The 19,214-nt window shown below is 71.5% G+C and carries 16 protein-coding genes; 7 read left to right on the top strand and 9 right to left on the bottom strand.

The window, feature by feature from the left end; genetic code table 11:
• Positions 1-214 precede the first annotated feature (214 nt).
• Together WME95_RS02010 and WME95_RS02015 are read left to right on the top strand one after the other, a co-directional pair.
• On the top strand, positions 215-817 hold the full coding sequence (locus WME95_RS02010; RefSeq protein ID WP_012232997.1) for a hypothetical protein: 603 nt from the start codon (positions 215-217) through the stop codon (positions 815-817).
• Positions 818-985: 168 nt separating this feature from the next.
• Positions 986-2,587: a serine/threonine-protein kinase gene (locus WME95_RS02015; protein ID WP_437906769.1), complete on the top strand. Its 1,602-nt coding sequence runs from the start codon at positions 986-988 to the stop codon at positions 2,585-2,587.
• A gap of 26 nt (positions 2,588-2,613) precedes the next feature.
• Here WME95_RS02015 and gspC read toward each other — a convergent pair whose 3' ends face one another.
• The 3 genes from gspC to WME95_RS02030 all read right to left on the bottom strand — a co-directional run bounded on the left by gspC (position 2,614) and on the right by WME95_RS02030 (position 6,266).
• The gene (gene gspC, locus WME95_RS02020) at positions 2,614-3,573 is read right to left on the bottom strand and encodes a type II secretion system protein GspC (RefSeq protein ID WP_437906770.1); all 960 of its coding nucleotides are present in this window, start codon (positions 3,571-3,573) and stop codon (positions 2,614-2,616) included.
• A 315-nt stretch (positions 3,574-3,888) separates the two neighbouring features.
• Positions 3,889-5,682 carry a cytochrome b N-terminal domain-containing protein gene (locus WME95_RS02025; protein WP_437906771.1) on the bottom strand — a complete coding sequence of 598 codons (1,794 nt, stop codon included), beginning with the start codon at positions 5,680-5,682 and terminating at the stop codon, positions 3,889-3,891.
• Entirely contained in the window at positions 5,679-6,266 is a 588-nt protein-coding gene (locus WME95_RS02030; RefSeq protein WP_437906772.1) for a ubiquinol-cytochrome c reductase iron-sulfur subunit, read from the bottom strand. The genes WME95_RS02025 and WME95_RS02030 overlap by 4 nt, the downstream gene beginning before the upstream one ends.
• A 245-nt stretch (positions 6,267-6,511) precedes the next feature.
• Between WME95_RS02030 and WME95_RS02035 the strand changes: the two genes are divergently transcribed.
• Positions 6,512-8,875, top strand: a complete 2,364-nt coding sequence (locus WME95_RS02035; RefSeq protein ID WP_437906773.1) for an autotransporter assembly complex protein TamA — start codon at positions 6,512-6,514, stop codon at positions 8,873-8,875.
• Between the two features lie 70 nt (positions 8,876-8,945).
• Here the strand turns inward: WME95_RS02035 and WME95_RS02040 are convergent, their stop codons facing one another.
• The 5 genes from WME95_RS02040 to WME95_RS02060 form a co-directional block, all read right to left on the bottom strand.
• Complete coding sequence (locus tag WME95_RS02040) at positions 8,946-9,101, bottom strand: hypothetical protein (protein ID WP_437531283.1); 156 nt, start codon at positions 9,099-9,101, stop codon at positions 8,946-8,948.
• A 379-nt stretch (positions 9,102-9,480) separates the two neighbouring features.
• The gene (locus tag WME95_RS02045; protein WP_437906774.1) at positions 9,481-11,862 is read right to left on the bottom strand and encodes a (Fe-S)-binding protein; all 2,382 of its coding nucleotides are present in this window, start codon (positions 11,860-11,862) and stop codon (positions 9,481-9,483) included.
• Positions 11,863-12,053: 191 nt separating this feature from the next.
• Positions 12,054-12,740, bottom strand: coding sequence for a hypothetical protein (locus WME95_RS02050; RefSeq protein WP_437906775.1), 687 nt, complete (start codon positions 12,738-12,740; stop codon positions 12,054-12,056).
• Positions 12,741-12,753: 13 nt separating this feature from the next.
• Complete coding sequence (locus tag WME95_RS02055; protein WP_437906776.1) at positions 12,754-13,590, bottom strand: TrmH family RNA methyltransferase; 837 nt, start codon at positions 13,588-13,590, stop codon at positions 12,754-12,756.
• A gap of 14 nt (positions 13,591-13,604) precedes the next feature.
• The gene (locus WME95_RS02060) at positions 13,605-14,141 is read right to left on the bottom strand and encodes an ureidoglycolate lyase (RefSeq protein ID WP_437906777.1); all 537 of its coding nucleotides are present in this window, start codon (positions 14,139-14,141) and stop codon (positions 13,605-13,607) included.
• 214 nt (positions 14,142-14,355) lie between these two features.
• On the opposite strand from WME95_RS02060, the gene WME95_RS02065 reads away from it, so the two are divergent.
• From WME95_RS02065 to WME95_RS02080, 4 genes are all read left to right on the top strand, one after another.
• On the top strand, positions 14,356-14,982 hold the full coding sequence (locus tag WME95_RS02065) for a LemA family protein (protein ID WP_437906778.1): 627 nt from the start codon (positions 14,356-14,358) through the stop codon (positions 14,980-14,982).
• A 14-nt stretch (positions 14,983-14,996) separates the two neighbouring features.
• Entirely contained in the window at positions 14,997-15,785 is a 789-nt protein-coding gene (locus WME95_RS02070; RefSeq protein ID WP_437906779.1) for a TPM domain-containing protein, read from the top strand.
• Positions 15,786-16,003: 218 nt separating this feature from the next.
• Entirely contained in the window at positions 16,004-17,215 is a 1,212-nt protein-coding gene (locus WME95_RS02075; RefSeq protein WP_437549057.1) for a thiolase family protein, read from the top strand.
• 160 nt (positions 17,216-17,375) lie between these two features.
• The gene (locus tag WME95_RS02080) at positions 17,376-17,945 is read left to right on the top strand and encodes a peptidylprolyl isomerase (RefSeq protein WP_437549059.1); all 570 of its coding nucleotides are present in this window, start codon (positions 17,376-17,378) and stop codon (positions 17,943-17,945) included.
• Positions 17,946-18,006: 61 nt separating this feature from the next.
• Here the strand turns inward: WME95_RS02080 and WME95_RS02085 are convergent, their stop codons facing one another.
• Positions 18,007-19,107 carry a hypothetical protein gene (locus tag WME95_RS02085; protein WP_437906780.1) on the bottom strand — a complete coding sequence of 367 codons (1,101 nt, stop codon included), beginning with the start codon at positions 19,105-19,107 and terminating at the stop codon, positions 18,007-18,009.
• Positions 19,108-19,214: the final 107 nt, after the last annotated feature.

Genomic DNA, 19,214 nt, shown 5'->3' on the forward strand with positions numbered 1-19,214 from the left:
CCGGGCGCAAAGCGGCGCGGTTGCGTTGGGCTTGCGTTCGGCTTGCGTCCGGTTGCGCTCGTTTGCGCTCGGGTTGCGCTCGGGTTGCACCCCGCGCGCTGTCGAGATCGCTGCTTCGTGAGCTCGGCCCACACGTCGAACCGCAGCCGGTGTAAGAAGCGCTGGCACTCGTTCTGCGATCGGGCGAGCTCATGCCCATCGAAGGAGCATTCTCATGATGCGTGTCTTCCACGTACTCCCGCTCTCCCTCGCCGCGCTCGGAGCGCTCGCGTGCTCGTCGACCCCCGAGCCGACGATCGACCCGAACAACCCGTGCCCTCCGGGCCAGTGGTGCGCCTCGGCCGTGCCGACCACGCCGGCGACGGCGGTGCCCACGCCCACCACCACCGCCGCGCCCGCGGGCTCCGCCGCCACGCCGATCCCGCCGGTCGCCGCGGTGGCCGCGACGCCGATCCTGCAGGGGATGGGCACGACGGAGGCCCCGGGGATGAAGCCGGACGGCGGGCCGTTCGCGGGGCAGTTCCAGGAGGGCCAGGCGCTCGAGCAGCAGATCAACATCTCGCCCGGCAAGTGCTACACGGTCGTCGGCATCGGCCTCGGGGTCCAGGAGCTCGACATCCAGCTCGTCTCGCAGCCCGCGCCCGCGCTGCCGCCCGTCGTGCTCGCGCAGGACAGCACCACCGGCGCCGCGGCGACGCTCGGCGGCAAGGCCTCCGGCTGCTGGAAGAACCCCCTGCCGATCGGCGGTCCGGGCAAGGTGATCCTCAAGGCGACGAAGGGCGCGGGGATCGCGGCCGCGCAGGTCTTCATCAAGTAACGCGAGTATCGCTCCCCCGCGCGGGCTGGCCGAGTCCGCCCGCACGCGAAGACGCCCGACCGTGCGCGTGCCGAGAGGCGCGCGCCTCGCGCGCGACTCTTCTATTCCCGCCGCCTTCCTCCTCCCCTAGAGCAGACCGACGCGGCCGTGGGCCGCGCGCGCGACTCCATGAGCGAGACCGTCTTCCTCGGCCCCGACGCCAGCAAGACCTGCGCGAGGCCGCGCTGGGAGTGGCTGTCGCCGCGCCTCCCCCCGGACCTCGAGCAGGAGGCGACGAGGCGCGTCGCGTGGATGGCGCTCTGCACGATCGTGGCGGGCTCCCTCGGCTTCCTCGTGTCGGAGATCTTCCCGGGCCTCGAGCTCGGCCCGTACCCGATCCGCGTCGCGGTCTTCCTGCCGTTCATGCTGGTCTCGGCCGCGCTCTTCGTCATCGCGCGGAAGGGGCTCCTGTCGCCGCCGCGGATCGTCGATCTCTCGTTCGCCTACAAGATCCTGGGCGCCGCGCTGCTCTCGGTCATCTCCAACGCGCAGCCGTGGCCGGAGGGGCCGGTGTTGCCGGGATGGCCGCCGGTGGCCGTCTGGGTGCTCATGTTTCCCATCATCGTCCCCGCCCCGAGCGTGCGCACGCTGTTCACCTCGACGCTGGCGATCCTCACCGATCCGGCCTGCCTCTGGGTGCTCGTCCGCTCGGGCTTCATGGAGCCGCCCTCGTACGAGGCGATGCTCCGCCGCTTCTTCCCGAGCGTCATCGCGCTCGCGCTCTCCGTGCTCGTGTCGCGCGTCGTCTTCGGGCTCGGGCGCAAGCTCGACGCGGCGCGGGAGCTCGGCAGCTACCGGCTCGTCGAGCGGCTCGGCGGCGGCGGCATGGGCGAGGTGTGGCGAGCGAAGCACCGGATGCTCGCCCGCCCCGCGGCCGTGAAGCTGATCCGGCCCGAGGCGTTCCAGGGCGAGCCATCGAGCAACGGCAACGCGAAGGCGCGGTTCGAGCGCGAGGCGCAGGCGACCGCCGCGCTCCGATCGCCGCACACGATCGGGATCTTCGACTTCGGCGTCGCCCGCGACGGCTCGTTCTACTACGTGATGGAGCTGCTCGACGGCATGGACCTCGAGACCCTCGTCAAGCTGGACGGCCCGCAGCCGCCCGCGCGCGTGGTCCACCTGCTCCGGCAGGCCTGCCACTCGCTCCACGAGGCGCACAAGGCCTTCTTCGTGCACCGCGACATCAAGCCCGCCAACCTCTTCCTGTGCCGCTACGGCGCAGATCTCGACTTCTTGAAGGTGCTCGACTTCGGGCTGGTGGCCCAGCGCAGGAAAGACGCGGATCCCTCCAAGCTGACGGCGGACAACGCGATCACCGGCACGCCCGCATTCATGGCTCCGGAGGTGGTGATGGGCGACCACCCGATCGACGGCCGGACCGACATCTACGCGCTCGGGTGCGTCGCCTACTGGCTGCTCACGGGCGCCCTCGTGTTCGACGCCGAGACGGCGATGAAGACGATGTTGCTCCACGCGACGGAGGCGCCCGTCGCGCCTTCGAAGCGCGCGGCGCGCGCGATCCCGCCCGCGCTCGACCGCCTCGTGCTCGACTGCCTCGAGAAGGATCCCGCGCGGCGGCCGCAGTCGGCGCGCGAGCTGTCCGAGCGGCTCGCCGCGCTCCGCATGGACGCCGACTGGACCGAGCAGCACGCGGCGGCGTGGTGGGAGGCGGTCGCGCCGCCGTCGCTCTCGGGCCAGGCGGCCAGGGCGGCCGTCGACGCCTTCGGCTGAGCTCCGCGCGCGCCCGTCCCGGGTCCTCAGCGGATGTTGAAGTCGACCGTCATCAGCTGTCCGCCGCGCTCGATCGCGACGGACAGGCGGTTCGCGGTCCGGAGCCGCGCGTAGGCCTCCAGCGCCTTCTGGGGATCGGTGACGTCGAAGCCGTTGATCGACCTCAGGGTGTCTCCGCTCTCCAGCCCGAGCGTCTCCAGCAGCGAGCCTCGCCTGATCCTGAGCTTCAGCCCGACGACCTGGTCTCCTCGTCGCTCCGGGGTCACCCGGGCGGAGCGCATGAGGAGCGCCTGCTGCTCGAGGATCTGATCGACCGCAGCGCGGTCGACGTTGAACTCCGTGGCGCTCACCCGCTGGATGCGGGCGGCGATCTCCGGCGGGATCGAGTTCAGGTTGTTGTCGCTCCCGACCGGCCTCGCCTGAGGCCGGGGCTGCGGCGCGGGCGCCTCCTCGCGCGCGCTCTTCCCGAGCTTCCCGAGCTGCATCTGACAGCGGGCGCCCCCCGCGGTGATCCAGACGCGGTCCCATGCGATGCGCGTGAGCGTGCCTCCCGCCGCGTCGCCGCCGAGCCGGCGGAGCTGCGTCTGCCCGTCGGGGCCCTCGATGGCCGCGAACGACCACGCGGCGTCCTGCGACGCCGCGATGAGCACCACGCGTCCGGCGTCGCAGGTCGGATCGCTCCACGGATCGCCGTGCGTCGCGGGCGCGCGCTCCTCGGGAGCGCCGCCCGGGGGCGGGAGGAGCGGCCCCGTCGCCGAGTCGAACGGGTTGCGCCGGAGGATCACTTCAGCGCTCGTCGCGTGGAGGCCGTCGCGCAACGCGCGGTGGGACGCAGGGGGCGTGGAAGAGAGCCTCGTGGCTCTGTCCGGGATGATCGTCCTCCCGATCAAGTGAGACACCCCCGACGCCTGAAAGTAGGCGGCGGACGCGATCATCGTGCCCGCGATCCACAGGAAGTGGTGCTTCACAGCCGCATCCAGGTCCACGGGTCCTGCTCTTTCTGGGGCTCGATCGCTGCCCGCGCGCGGGGCGAGCGCCGCGCGCACGCCGGCGTGGAGGCGACCGTGCACAATGTCGCCACCGACCTCCCTCTCGGGACGCGCAGCACCGCGCGTGCCGGCCCGTCGCGCCGGAGCGCCCGCGCGAGCGCCTGTCAGAGCGCGCGCCTTGACCCGAACGGATCGGCGCGCGTCCACGAGCCGCGCGAGCGTCCACGAGCCGCGCGCGCCGCGGCGGCGCTCATCGAGAGGGGGATCGGGAGGAGGAGAGGGTGGGGCAGCGAGCGCCGGCGGGCGGCTCGCTCAGGGCTTCTTGTCGGGCGCCTTGGCGGCGACCGTCGTTCCGGGCTCACCGCGGCCGCGGCGGTACACCCAGGCGGCGAGGACCTTCCGGTCGTTCGCGGAGAGCTTCTCCTCGAACGCCGGCATGTGGCCTTCCAGGTCCTTCGCCATCGCGGCCGGCGGGTAGGCCTTGCCGCTGCCGGGGTTCGTGATCTGCGCCTCGATCCACGCGATCGAGGCCCAGCCGCGCAGCTCGGGGGCGGCCGACTCCTCGTCGTCGGTCTTGCCGTCGAGCCGGTGGCAGCTCGTGCACCGCTGCCGGACCATCTTCTCTCCGGGCGTCCCGGCGCCGGGCTCCCCGCGCGCCTGCCCCTCGAGGAACGCGGCGATCGTCTCCTGGTCGGCCGCGCTCATCGGCGTGAACACCTTCGCCGCCTCGGGATCCGCGGGCGGCTTCACCGCCGACGGCATCATCTCCTTGAACGCCGTCTTGCCGAAGAGGTGGTCGGCGTCGGGATCCCTCAGCACCTCGAGCGCCCAGGCCTTCGTCCCGAACCCGGTGAGGTCCGGCGCCGTCTGCTTGTCCTTGGGCGGGCCGAGATCGTTGAGCCGGTGGCAGCTCGCGCACTCCTTCTTGTAGAGGTCCTCGCCGCGCGTCTCCGGGTCGTTCCGGAGCATCGCGAGCGCTCCCTCGGGCGGGACGCCTTGCTTGAACAGCGCTATCGCGCGCGCGGTCCGCGCGGCGCTCTGCGCCTCCGAGCGCTGGAAGCCCTCGTCCTTCGCGTCCTTGACGAACGACTTCCCCAGCAGGCCGACGGCCCCGAGGCCGATCAAGAACAGCGGCGCGAGCGCCGGCAGCCGCGCCCGGAGCGGGCCGGGCTTCCTGTCGATGAACGGCAGCAGGGCAAGGTACAGCCCGACCACCCCCGGCAGGCCGACGGTCGCGATGAGCTCGAGCGAGCCAGGGAAGTACTTGCGCAGCTCGAAGAGCGGGCGGAAGTACCAGGCGGGGCGGGCGTTGTAGTCGCTGACGGGATCCGCCGGCGCCTCGAGCGGGGCGCCGTGCTCCATGGCCGCGAGATCGAACACGACGACCAGCACGAGCGCCACGGCCAGCAGGATCAGGCCGAGCTGCTTCGGGTAGAACCGATCCGCCTTGCCGAGGTCGGCGCCGTGCGGCGTGCCGAAGCCGTGCCTGCGGAACTGCGCGAAGCTCGCGGCGAGCAGCAAGGCCATGACCGCCGGCAGCACGAAGACATGCAGGCTGTAGAGCCGCGTCAGCGTCAGGTGGCCGAGCGAGCTCCCGCCGATGACGAGCTGCTGCGTGAACGACCCGACCACCGGGACCGAGCCCATGATGCCCGTCTCGACGCGCGCGCCCCAGTAGCCGTCCTGGTCCCACGGGAGCGGGTTGCCCGTGAAGGTGAAACCGAGGATCACGCCGAGCAGGCCGAGGGTCAAAAACCAGCCGATCTCCCGCGGCGCGCGGTACGCCCCGTGGAGCGCGATCCGCGCCACGTGGATCGCGACCAGGATGACGAGCGCCTGCGCGCCGAAGTAGTGGAGGCCTCGGATGAGCCACCCCGCGCGCAGGGTGAAATTGATGTGCGCGACGCTCGCCCACGCCGTGGTCGCGCTCGGGGCGTACGCCGACATGAGCAGCGCGCCCGTGACGACCTCGACGAGGAGCAGCAGCGCGAGCGCGCCCCCCCACACGTAACCGATGCGCGCGCCGCCGGGGATGGGCGCGTCGAGGAACCGGCGCAGCGGCTCGCGGTGCCCGATGCGCTCGTTCAGCCAGTCGCCGAGGCTCATCCTGCGATCTCCTGGAGCTCGGCGACCCCGTCACGGTAGCGCCGGAAGTCCACCTCGAGCCATCCATCGACGACCCGCGTCGCGAGCGGATCCATGGCGCGAGGGGACGGCCCCGTCTCAGGCGCACCCGACAGGCCGAAGCGCGACGCGTGGCACGGGCAGTTGAAGCTCTTCTTGTCGTCGTTGAGCTCGATCCCGCAGCCGAGGTGGGGGCACGTGGCGCTCATCGCGCGGATCTTCTCGCCCTCCCGGATGACCCAGATCGCGCCGAGCATCTGGTCCTTCGCGACCGTGAAGGCGTCGCGCTCCTCGCCGATCACCTTGAGCCGCCGCGGCTCGCTCGGCGGGAGGTCCGCGAGGCGCCCGACCCGGACCCAGCGCTCGCGCCCGCCAGCGGCGCCGGCGCTGCCTGCGGCCGGAGCCGCGATGAAGCTCGCCGCCGGTACGGCGATCGCGCCGGCGCAGGCCAGACCGCCGATCGCCACGAGCGCCTTCAGGGCGCCACGCCGCTCCTCGGGGGCCGGGCCCGCGGACGGCGCGCCGGCGCTCGCGGGGACCCCGTGAGGCCCAGGTTCGTGCGGCAATCCATGTCCGAGGTACCCACCGGCACCAGGTTCCTTTTGCGTCGGCTCTGCCATCTCGTAGGCTCTCCCTCGCTCGCGCCGCTCTCCGAAGGCCGCCCAGACTGGAGCGGGGCCACCGGCGGCCGAAGCGGACGCAGCATATCGAAAACACAGGCGTAACGTTGAATCCTCGCCATCGCGCACATCGGGGCGATTGCGCTTCGGCCGGCACAGCCGAAAGTTCTCTTTCAGTTGTCCGGGTCCCGATGCCTCGTCCCGTCGCCGCAGCGCTCGTGATGTTCGCCGTGCTGGGGGCCTCCGCGTGTGCCGCTTCGCGTCAACCGCCGGCGTGTACGCGTCCCGACCTCAGCGGGTGCGCCATCGAGGACGTCTCGTTCGATGGCGACGACGTGATCAGCGGCGACGAGCTCGCCGCGCGGATCGCGACGGCCGAGAGCTCGCGCCTCCTCGGCGGCGCGTTCGAGCCCGTGCCGATCCTGAGCGTCTGGGACGCGCTCACGGTCGAGTACGAGCGCTTCGACCGGTTCGTCCTCGAGCGGGACCTGGCCCGCATCGAGCGGTACTACCGCGCGCGCGGGTTTTACGGGGCGCGGGTGCGGGCGGCGCGGGTGCAGCGCTTCGGCGGCCCCGGCAAGGAGGGGCGCGTGCGGGTGCGCATCGTCGTCTCCGAGGGCGCGCCGGTGAAGATCGCGTCGGTGGATCTCGCGTGGCGGGACTGGACCCTGGAGAAGGGCAGGGACATCGGCCGGCCGGTGACCGAGGCGAAGGACGAGCTCAAGGTCGGCGAGCGCCTGGACGAGGCTCGGTACGAGGAGCTCAAGAAGAGCCTGCTCCGGGTCCTCACGGATCGCGGCTTCGCCTACGCGAACGTGGAGGGGCACGTGGACGTCGACCTCGTGAAGAACGAGGCGCGGGTCCGCTACACGATCGAGCTCGGCCCCGAGTGCAGGTTCGGCAAGGTGAAGCTCGAGGGGCTCGGCGAGCTGCCCGAGGGGCCCGTCAGGACGGCGATCGGCATCGAGGAGGGCGAGCGCTTCTCGACCGCGGAGCTGGCGGACGCAGAGCAGGCGCTCGCCGACTTCGGCGTGTTCGGCTCCGTCGCCGTGAAGCCCGAGCTCGCGCCGCCCGGACAGCCCAGGAACCCGGTCGTCCCCGTGACCTTCTCCGTGCAGCCGTCCGCGCTCCGCGCCGTGAAGCTCGGCGGAGGCGCCGAGGTCGGCTCGCGCGTCGAGGCGCACCTCGTCGCCGGTTGGGAAGATCGCAACTTCCTCGGGGGGCTGCGCCGCTTCAGCGTCGAGGCCCGGCCGGGGCTCGTCTTTTACCCGGTGGAGTTCTCGAACCTGCTCGGCAAGGAGCTCGGGGACACCTTCCGCCTCCTGCCGGAGATCCAGCTCCGGTCCGAGCTCCGCCAGCCCGGGGCGATCGAGCGGCGCACGGCCGCGGTGCTGCGCGGCTCGTTCAAGCTCTACTGCCCCCAGACGGGTGAGTTCTGCACCAAGCCGGACAAGCAGGGCGCCGGCGAGGGGGAGTCAGGAGCTGCACCAGATGCTGCCCAGGGGGCTCCGGAGCACGCGATCGTCGGCTACCGCGAGTACGTCGGTTCCATCGGAGTCGAGCGGCCCTTCCTGAAATCGGACCTGAACGCGGCCCTCCTCTACAACGTCCAGCTGAACAGCCCGTTCACCTACAATTCGGCGCCGCTGCCCTCCGGGTTCGGGACCCTCTTCATCCCTTACCTCCAGGCGCTTGTGTCCTATGACCGCCGGCTGAACGAGGCGGGGAAGCCCGATCGGGTCACCCCCCATCACGGCTATTACATCGCGCTGGACACGCAGCTGGCCGGCTACCTGGCGTTCGACACAGCGATCGCCGAGGCCCTGGTCGGCGAGAAGGCGCGGGACCCGCGGGACAGGCGGTTTCACTCCGCGCGCGACATCCGTCTTCAGCCCGAGTTTCGCGCCTACTTCCCTGTTTCGAGGACATGGACGCTGGGTTTCCGCCTGATGACCGGGTGGCTGTTCACGGGCGACTACGGCGACGCCTCCGTGGATCTTGCCCAGTGCGACGCCCTCGCGGGCGTGGACAGGGACCGTTGCCGGAGAGACGTGGGGGCCGACCTTCAGCTGATGCAGTTCCGCGGGTTCTTCAGCGGCGGCGCGACCAGCAACCGCGGATACGGGTACAACGAGGTCGGCCCGCACGCCCGCGTGCCGAGCCTGACAGCCGGCGACAGCGCCCACGAGGAGAACGCCCCGCTGGTCCCCATCGGAGGCCGTCTGCTGTGGGAGACGAGCCTGGAGCTGCGGATACCGCTCGGCGAGAGCTTCGGTACGGTGATCTTCGCCGACGCCGGCGATGTCACCCGGGAGCACCGGCTGTTCCGCTCGGGAGCGCAGCGCCTGCACGTCTCGGCGGGCTTCGGGCTGCGCTACGTCACGCCGGTCGGACCGCTGCGCTTCGACGTCGGCTACCGCATCCCCTGCTTGCAGGTGCTCGGCGTCTGCAAGGAGACAAAAGCAGCAGGCTGGCCCGAGGACGAGCGGCCCCCGGGCAAGCTGTTCGATGTGCTGCCCATCGCCGTTAACCTGGCGATCGGCGAGGCGTTCTGACGTGGGGTGATCCCTCCGGCGGGCGCCGGAGGGCGGTGAGGGCCCGCGCCTTCGGGCAGGCCGCGGGCGATCAGCCCTCTTCTTCTTCGACGTTCCAGGCGGACAGCGCGGTCATCCCGATGGCGACCGAGCAGAGGCAGCAGAGGGCAGGCTCCTCGAAGCGGAGCTCGTCGCCGCGCGACCATACGTAGAGGCCGCGTCCGTGGGGCTCCCCCGTGATGGCCACGTTGCACACGTCGCAGCGGAGCTCGGTTGCGCCTGAGGCTGCTTGACGCGCGCGCAGCGCATGGTCGGCGATCGCGTCGACCGAGACGCAAATCGGATGGTCCAGTATCCCTGTGAGCCGGTAATCCGCATTTGCGGTCCCTTCCGGCGTAGGGCAGGGGTCCAGGTTCGCGGTCCCCTTCAGAGCGCCTTCAATCACATCCACCTCCGGCGGCAGGGCCGAATCTAGCTCAGGCCGAGACGGGACGCACGAGAAGGCTGTGCCTGAACACCATCAGGCCTGCTCCAGGGCGCGCATGTAGGCGAACACGCTGGAGCGGCGCGTCATGGCCTGCATGACGTGCCGCTTTGGTGCGCAATAGCAGCGGAATTTGGCGGGATCAGGCGCTGGCGGACGCGGCCGTCTCGGCGACGTCCTGGGCGGCGGCCGAGCGGCTGCCGGCCGAGCGGTCGAGAGCGCAGCTCTCTTCGAGCAGCTCGACGACGTCGAGCTGGCGGATCGACTCCTCCTTGGACTGATCCTTGAGGCCGTCGGTGATCATCGTCTGGCAGAACGGGCAGGCGGTCGCGATGGTCTTCGCCTCCGTCTGGAGCAGCTGCAGTGTCCGCTTGACGTTCACGCGGTCCTTGTTCTGCTCCTCCATCCACATCTGCGCGCCGCCGGCGCCGCAGCAGAGCCCCTTCTGCCGGTTCCACCCCTCGGCCTCGACGAGCTGCAGCCCGGGGATGCGCTTCAGGATGTCGCGCGGCTGCTCGTACACGTCGTTGTAGCGGCCCAGGTAGCAGGAGTCGTGGAAGACCACCTTCCCCTCGACCGGCTTGCTGGGGACGAGCTTCTTCTCGGCGACAAGGCCGAGCAGGAAGTCGGTGTGGTGCACGACCTCGAACTTCGCGCCGAAGTCGGGGTACTCGTTCGCGAGCGTGTTGAAGCAGTGGGGGCAGGTCGTGACGATCTTCCGGACGCCGCCCTGCTCCTTGTAGCCGTTCAGGGTCGCCGCGTTCTGCTCGGCGAGCATCGCGAAGAGGTACTCGTTGCCCGCGCGGCGCGCCGGATCGCCGGTGCAGGTCTCCTCCTGGCCGAGGATGGCGAAATCGACGCCGGCGGCCTTCAGGAGCCTGGCGGTCGCGCGGGCGATCTTCTTCGCGCGGTCGTCGTAGCTCGCCGCGCAGCCGACCCAGTAGAGCACCGGGGCCTGCGGCTTCTCGGCCATGGTCGGGATCTCGAGCCCCTCGGCCCAGTTGCCGCGGTCGATGCGCGCGAGGTTCCAGGGGTTGCCGTTGACCTCCATCGCGTTGAACGGATTCCCGAGCTCCGCCGGGAACTCGCCCTTCACGAGGACCAGGTGGCGGCGCATGGAGACGATCTTGTCGACGTAGCTGATCATCACCGGGCACTGCTCCTCGCAGGCCCGGCACGTCGTGCAGGCCCAGAGCACGTCCGGATGGACGACGTTCGCCACGAGGTCGACCGGCTTGTACGCGACCTCGGGGACCGGCACCGGGTTCTCCGGGGCCGCCTGCTCCGCGTGCTCGGCGCGTTCCTGCGTCTCCGCCGCCTGGCCGTCCTGCGCCGCCGCCCCGTCGGAGGCCTGCCCGTTCGCCTGGGCCGCGTGGCCGTCGCCCCGCGGGCCGCCCGGCCTGTTGATGAACTCCCCCTCTCGGCCGTACAGGTGATCGCGCAGGTCGAGGGTGAGCTGCTTGGGGCTCAGGATCTTGCCCGTCTTGTGGGCCGGGCAGTTGTCGCTGCAGCGGCCGCACTCGGTGCACGTGTAGAAGTCGAGGATCGCCTTCCAGGTGAAGTCCTCGATGCGCGCGACGCCGACCGGGGCGGCCTTCTCCGGCTCCTCGGCCGCCTTCATGACCATCTCGCCGATCGCCTCGGCGCTGCCCGCGACGAGCGGCAGCCGGCCGCGCGCCTCGATGTTGCGCGTGAAGACGTTCGGGATCGACGTGATGATGTGGAAGTGCTTCGAGTGCGGGAGCAGGTTCAGGAACACGAGCACCAGCGTGACGTGCGTCCAGAACCCGATGTGCGCGAGCACGACGAGCGTCCCCGGGCTGGCGCCGCTCAGGAGGACGGCGAACAGCGAGCCCGCCGGGGCCGGGAACAGGTGCCAGCGGAGCGCCGCCGGGTCCGCGGGGACGCCCGCGAACGGGGCCGTCACGGTGGCGACGCGCTCGCAGAGCGCCGGGTCCGCGGGGCCGCACGCCGCCGTGGACCAGCGGTGGTGGAGCACCAGCGCGGCGCCGTCATAGAGCATGTCGCTCACCATCATCGTGACGATGATGCCGAGGATGAGGAGCCCCTCGCCGGACAGGGTCATGCGCCGCTCGCGCTTGATCGCCCGGTAGTAGATGAACACGAGCGCGCCGGTCACGACCAGCGTGGCCATGACGTCCTTCACGAACTCGTAGATTCCGCCGAGCGGCACCGCGCCGACGCCCGGAAGCCGCACCGGCTCGTGCCCCAGGATCCACAGATCGAACGACGGGTCGATGCCGCGCCCCCACAGCATCAGCGTCCGGAGCAGGAGAACCAGGAATCCGAAGAAGATGAGCTTATGCGCCAGCCCGGCGAGCGGGTAGTAACCCATCTTCCGTTGCCGGAAGGCGTACTCCCAGGTGCCTTTGAGGCGCTCTGCGATCCGGTCGAGCCGGTCTTCCCCGCGCCCGACCTTGAGGAGCTGCCAACGCCGGTTGGCGCTCCACGCAAAGGCGGCGAAGAGGCCGACGAGCAATGTGAGCATCCACGTGGGATTCATTCGCGGGGCGTCTCCAGGTGGTAAATGGCCATATCTTTTAAGGTGGGCGGCTGCCGGACGTCAACCGCGCGGCGGCGAGGGAACGCGCGGGGCTTCTTCGCCGGATTTCTATTCTTGCAAGGGCGGATACGTCGGTGCGCGCTGGGGGCTCCTCGCGCGGCGCGGGCGCGGGCGTGCGCCGCGCGAGCGGCTCAGAGCGTGAACTCGACGCTCTTCTCTTCGGTCGCGGCGGAGGGGGACAGATCGAGCGCCATGCTGTACGAGCGCTGGCCGACCCGCGCGCTCAGGCGGACGCGGATGGGGGCCGTCGCGTCGTTCAGCTTGTCGAGCCGCACGACGACGCGGTAGCGGCCCCGCGCCGGCTCGCCCTCGGTGAGGAAGACGTTCTCCACGTTCTGCTCCTGGCATTCGCCGCTCACGCGCGGGCAGTCGCGGTCCTTCATGAGGCCGCTCGCCGTGGGCTCTCCGACGCGCGCGAGCTCTCCCGCCGGGTCATAGACGTTGAGATCGACGTCGGCCTCGGGCTCCTCCCACGCGATCGTGAACTGGAGGATCCCTGTGTGGAGCCCGCAGCCCTCGTCGATCACGCCGTTGCAGTTGTTGTCGCGGGCGTCGAAGCAGAGCTCGACGCCCGTCGGTGTGCAGGCGATCTCGAGCCCGACGCCCTCGGAGACCTTGATGTCCTTCGGCTGGAGGGGCGGCCTAGGTGGGGGCGGCGGCACCTCGATGCAGCCGGCGAGGAGCAGGGCGAGGGCGGCGGCGCGCGTGACGTCGATCGCCGCGCCGGCGAGGCGCGCGCGGAGGCCGTGAGACGCCGGCAGGCGCGGCGCGGCGAGGCGAGCGCGCGGCGAGCGCCGCGGGGGACCGGGGCTTCGCATGGGGGGCTGCATGTTATCCGCCTTCGGGCTCCCGCGGGGCGCCGGCGCTGCGCGCCTCGAGCACGGGCGGCGCGGGCGGCTTCCGCGGCTTGGGGCCGCGCGGCATCGGGGGAGGGGGCGGCGTTCCTCCGAGGGGCAGGGGCAGGTGCATGCCCCGCGCGGCCAGGATCTCCGCCGCGTGGGGGACGGTGAGCACGAGCGCGCGCGCGTAGAGCGTGATCTGGTAGGGCTCCGGCAGGTCGCCGGGACGGCCGTTCGTCGCGTGCTCGAGCAGGATCGCCGCGGTGACGCTCACGTTGAGGCTCTCCGCGAAGCCGCGCATGGGGACGCGCACGGCGCGGGCGCAGGCGGCGGCCAGGTCGGGGCGGATGCCGTCGCGCTCGTTGCCGAGCACCAGCGCGAGGCGGGGGATGCTCGAGAGGTCGCGCGGGGTGAGCTCGCCCTCCGGGTGCGTCGCAACGAGCTCGTGCCCCGAGGCGCGGAGCGCGGCGATCGCGGCCTCGGTGGTCGCGTGCGTGCGCACGTCGACCCAGCGCTCGGAGCCGCGCGAGACCGTGTTCGAGACGAGGAACTGCTCGGCCCGCTCGATGATGTGCAGGCGCTGCAAGCCGAACGCGTCGCAGGAGCGGAGCACGGCGGCCCCGTTGTGCGGATCGTGCGGCGCATCCATGGCCACGGTGACGGCGTCGAGCCGCGCCGCGATGACGCCGCGCAGCCGGGCCCTGCGCTCGTTCGTCACGAACTCCTCGAGGATGCGGGCGACGTCGGCGACGTCGAGGGAGTCGAGCGCGGCGAGCAGCCTTCGCTGCTCCTGCGCGACGAACGAGCAATTGGGGGTCGAGCGGCGCATGGCGAGGGGCGCCTCTATAGCAGGTCGATCGCGACCGCGATCCGCTCGCTGTCTGCGTACTCGACAACGGCGCAGTCGCCGGGAGAGCCGTCCTCCCAGGACAGGCAGACGAAGTCGGCCTCGGCGTCGAGCGCGATCATGGGGTGGTGCCACACGCCGGGGCGATACGTGATGCCCTGGGCGCCGTGGGCGATGAAGGCGCCGAGCGTCGTGAGCTCGGGCCTGTCGCCGCCGAGGGCCACGACGACGAGGTAGCGCCGCGCGCTCATCGGCACGAACGCCTGGGTCGAGCCGGGGTGCTTCTCGAGCAGGGCGATCGGGAGCGGGAAGCTCGAGCGCGGGGCGCAGCGGAACACCGAGACGTTCAGCGAGGCGTGCCCGGGGCGGAGGTTCTCGATCGCGGCGAGGTGATCGAAGCGCCGCGCCGTTCCCTGGTTGGCAGGCCTGCCGGGCTCGCCGTGCGGCGAGGCCATGAGGATGTCGCCATACGGCGCATAAGCTGCGGGGCTGAGCGAATGGGCTGCGATGCGCGGGCGGTGGCTCATCGTCATGGGCGACTGTGGCGGTGTGCCACGCGTGGGACTTCCCTGAGGCTCTCCTGCGCGGCGCATGGAGCGCGCCGGCCGAGGGCACGACAGGGAAAGGGTATCACGTCGCGGGCGCGCCGCAGGACGCCAGCTCGCCGCGAGCGCCATGGGGCCGGGTTTTGCAAGGGGCCTCGCGACGCAACCCCGACGGGTAATGCAAGCGACCCTGGAGCCAGTCATGCGGATTGTTCACAAATCGACATTTCGGAAGCGCCTCGCGGTGGCCTTCTTGTTCCTGGCGGTGCTCGCCGTCATGACGTCCGTCGTCGGCTGCCAGCGCTACGACGTGCTGGTCGAGAAAGATCAGATCGCGGCCCAGAAATGGTCCGATCTCGAGGCGGATCTCCAGCGGCGCTACGACCTGGTGCCGAACCTGGTGGCGGTCGTGAAGGGGTCGGCCAAGCACGAAGAGGAGACGCTGGCGAGCGTCGCCGAGGCGCGCGCCCGCGCGACCAGCGTCCAGCTCAAGGCCGACGATCTGACGGATCCGGAGAAGGTGCAGGCCTTCCAGAAGGCGCAGGAGCAGCTCAGCGGCTCGCTCTCGCGGCTCCTCGTGGTGCAGGAGCAATACCCTGATCTCAAGGCGAACCAGGGCTTCCACAGCCTCCAGGTCCAGCTGGAGGGGATCGAGAACCGGATCCTCCGAGCGCGCCAGGAGTACAACCAGGCGGCGCGCGAGTACAACGCGGAGCTCCTGAAGATCCGGGGCCAGGTGGTGAACAAGGCGACGGGCCAGCCGTTCAAGCCGCGCGTCTATTTCACCGCCTCTCCCGAGGTCCAGTCGGCGCCGAAGGTCTCGTTCTGATGAGGTGCGCGGCGATGCGACGGGTCGGCACGAGCGGGGCGCGGCTGCGGGCCGTGGCCAGGGCCGTCGCGGCCGCGTTCGCGCTGGTCTGCGCGCTCGTCGCGCGGCCGGCCCTGGCCGACTTCACGCCGCCGGCGCTCACGGGGCACGTCGTCGACACCGCTGGGCGGCTCGAGCCGCCCGACCTCCGCGCTCTCGACGCGAAGCTCGATCGCATCCGCCGCGAGACAGGGTTCGAGATCGTCGCCTTCGTGGCCGGATCCCTCGAAGGCGAGACGATCGAGGACGTCGCCTACGAGGCCTTCAACACCTGGCAGCTCGGCCAGCGCGGGGCCGACAACGGCGTTCTCCTCGTGATCGCCCCGAACGAGCGGCGCGTCCGGATCGAGACGGGCAAGGGCGTGGGGGGAGCGCTCACGGATCTCCAGTCGAACGACATCATCCGGCAGACCATCAACCCGCTGCTCAGGCAGGATCGATTCCGCGACGCCATCGACCAGGGAACGGCAGAGATCGCCAGGACGCTCGTCGCCGGGACACCCGAGGAGGAACGGCGCCCGGCGCCCGACGCCCGGCCGGCGCCCGCTCCGGTCTCGCCGATCAAGGTCGGCGTGACGGTCATCGCCATCGTGGCGGCGCTCGTGCTCGCGCTGATTTCACCCTCCTTCCGCTGGTTCCTGTGGCTCGTCCTCCAGGCGCTCCTCTTCCGAGGCGGCGGCGGTGGCCGCAGCGGCGGCGGATCCGGGTTCGGTGGCGGCGGCGGCGGTCGCTCCGGCGGGGGCGGATCCAGCGATAGCTACTGAGCCGCTGCGCGCCGCCTCTTCACCCTGTGCAGGACGGATCCGGCCGATCGATCGGCGTCCGCGCCGGCCTTTCGATCGACCGCTGGGCTCACCCCTGGCGTGACCGGGCGGGCACACACGACATCGACGCCGACGCGGCGCGCGTCGAACCGAGCGGAGATTCCAGGGCGCGCGCGATCTCCCGCTGCGCGCTGACCAGGCGACGCTACGCTCTCGTCATGGCTGCTGCCCTGCGCCCTGTCTTCGTCGTCGACGCTGTCCGGACCCCGATCGCCCGTTACGCCGGCGCCCTGGCGACGGTCCGCCCCGACGACCTCGCGGCGCACGTCCTCGACGCGCTCGTGCGTCGCAATCCTTCGCTTGCGCCGCGCCTCGATCACGTGGTCCTCGGCGCGACGAACCAGGCCGGAGAGGACAACCGCAACGTCGCGCGCATGGCCGCGCTGCTCGCCGGCCTCCCTTACGAGGTCCCGGGCGTCACGGTGAATCGCCTCTGCGGCTCGGGGCTCGAGGCGGTGGCCGACGCCGCGCGGATGATCGCCACCGGGGAGACCGACTGCGCGATCGCGGGGGGCGTCGAGAGCATGACGCGCGCGCCGTTCACGATGCCCAAGCAGGCCGAGCGCTTCGATCGGAGCGCGCCGACCGTCTACGATACGACCCTCGGCTGGCGCTATCCGAACGCGCGGATGGCCGCGCGGTTCGAGCTCCAGTCGATGGGGGAGACGGCCGAGAACGTGGCCAAGAAGCACGGCATCAGCCGCGACGACCAGGATCGGTTCGCGCTCCTCTCCCACGAGCGCGCGACGCTCGCCTGGGAGTCGGGGGGCTTCGCCGCCGAGGTGGTCCCCGTGCTCGTCCCCCAGAAGAAGGGCGATCCCGTCCTGTTCGAGCGCGACGAGGGCGTGCGCGCCGACGCCTCGCTCGAGGCGCTGTCGAAGCTCAAGCCCGCCTTCCGCGAGGGCGGGACCGTCACGGCGGGCAACTCGTCGCCCCTCAACGACGGCGCCGCGGCTCTCCTGCTCGCCTCCGGCGACGCCGTGCAGGCCGCCGGCGCGACGCCGCGCGCGCGGGTGATCGCGACGGCGACCGCCGGGGTGGATCCCAACCTCATGGGGGAGGGGCCGATCCCGGCCGTGAAGAAGCTCCTCCAGCGGACCGGGCTGCGCGTCCCCAACGTGGACCTCTTCGAGCTCAACGAGGCGTTCGCGGCGCAGGCGCTCGCGTGCTCGCGCGCGCTCGAGCTCGACCCGGCGCGCGTCAACGTCCGCGGCGGAGCGATCGCGCTCGGGCACCCGATCGGCTGCTCGGGCGCGCGCATCGCGTGCACCCTCGTGCATGCGATGCGCGCGCGCGGCGCCAAGGTCGGGGTCGCCTCGCTGTGCATCGGCGTCGGCCAGGGCATCGCGACGCTCTTCGAGCGTGCGTGAGGTCATTTCACCGCTCGTTCGCGGCGCCAGATGAGATAAGACCGCCGCAGCAGGACGCAGGAAGGGGGGCCCGCGGCTCACCTCCCTCGGCTGACGCCGCCGCCTCGGCGGCCAAGAACTGACGGCGCCGCCTCGGCGGCCAAGAAAAGGAGAAGGCCTGATGGAATTCCCCCCGATCAACGTGCCCGGCACCGGCAAGCTTCACGCTCGGCTCAAGACCTCGCTCGGTGACATCACGGTCCGGCTCGAGGAGGAGGGCGCCCCCAACACGGTCAAGAACTTCGTCGGCCTCGCCACGGGCGCCATCAACTGGACCGATCCGAAGACCGGGCAGGGGATGCAGGGGACTCCCTGTTACGACGGCGTCCGCTTTCACCGCGTGATCTCGGGGTTCATGATCCAGTGCGGTGACCCGCTCTCGCGCTACCCGGACAAGGCGCAGCTCTGGGGCACGGGCGGCCCCGGGTACAAGTTCGCCGACGAGTTCAACCCCTCGCTGAGGCACGAGGGCGCCGGCGTGCTCTCCATGGCCAACGCCGGCAAGAACACGAACGGCGCGCAGTGGTTCATCACCGACGGGCCGACGCCGCACCTCGACAACCGCCACACGGTGTTCGGCAAGGTCGTGAGCGGGCAGGACATCGTGAACCGCATCGCCAACGTGGCGACCACGCGCGATCGGCCCAACCAGGACGTCGTCCTCGAGCGCGTCGAGATCTTCCGGCAGTAGGCGCGCTGCGCGCCGCGCGGCGCCGTTCAGCGCCGCGCGGCCAGCGCGATGCCTCGCTCGTTCAGCGGGCGCAGCAGACGGTGATCCTGTCGTCGCCCTCCTCGACCTCGCCTGTGGGGTCGCCGCCGCGCGGCTGGCAGCTGCCGCTTACGGTCACCTCGATCGTCACCGAGGCGGCGGGGGGCGGATCGTCGACGCAGGCCCCGTTGAACGGCACGGTCTCACCGGGCCCCCGGCAGCGGCTCTGCTCGAAGAGCGTCAGCGTCGCCCCGCAGCGCACGCCGTCCGTGTCGCACGTGCACCGCGTGCAGCCGCGGTTGTCGACCAGCGAGCTCGCGAACACGTGTCGTTCGCCGAACCCCTCGGGGCAGCTCCGCTCGCCGTCGCGCCAGACGCAGGCGCCCTGCTCGAACGGCGCATCGATCTCTCGCGGGGCGCAGGCCTCGCCGGCCTCACATCCGCCGGCGTCCGACCCAGGGGCGCACACGAGCCCCTCGATACCGAAGCGCGGCGGCGGCAACATCGCGTCGCCACCCGACGCGGCGCACGCCGCCGAATCCACGCCGGGCGCTTCGCCGCTGTAGCTGCCGGCCTCGATGCCGCCGATGTTGATGCAGTCCTCCGTCGTCTGCACCGGCAGCGTCGCGCCTCCCCCGCCACACGCGCCACGCGTGTACACCGTGACCGCGGGCGTCTCGCACTCCACGGTCGGCGCGCCGCACGCGCACGGGCTGCAGGTCGCGGGCGTGTCGAGGGGATCGCGGCCGCCCACGTCCACCCGCTCGGAGAAGCCCTCGGGGCAGGCGACGTCCGCGGCCTCGGGGCCCTGGTACAGGAGGCCGGGCCCTTGCCAGTCCTCGGGCACGGCGACGCAGGCGAACCCTCCGCAGTCGTCGTCGGCGCAGTCGACGGTGCCATCGCCGTCGTCATCATCGCCGTTGGTGCACTGCTCGCCGCCGTCGGCGCCGCCGCTGCTCGTGGTGCTCCCAGCCGATGTCTGGCCTCCTCCAGCTCCGCCGGAGCTGCTGGCCCCGCCGGAGCCGCTCCCGGACGGTCCCGGGAAGAGCTCGGGCTCGAACTGGTCGAAGTCCTGGGTGCAGGCGCTCGCCGCGAGGAGAGCGACGAGCGCGGTGACGCTTTGGAACGCAGAGCGGCGCAACACGACCTCCGGGATCGGCGGGCTTCGCCTCGGTTCGAAGGAGCCCGACCGACGGTATCACGAAGCGCCTGCCCGCACGGCGAGCTCCGCAGCCGGCTATCCCGGTGACC

It is taken from the genome of Sorangium sp. So ce327 (assembly GCF_051530205.1).
GTDB lineage: Bacteria > Myxococcota_A > Polyangia > Polyangiales > Polyangiaceae > Sorangium > Sorangium cellulosum_B.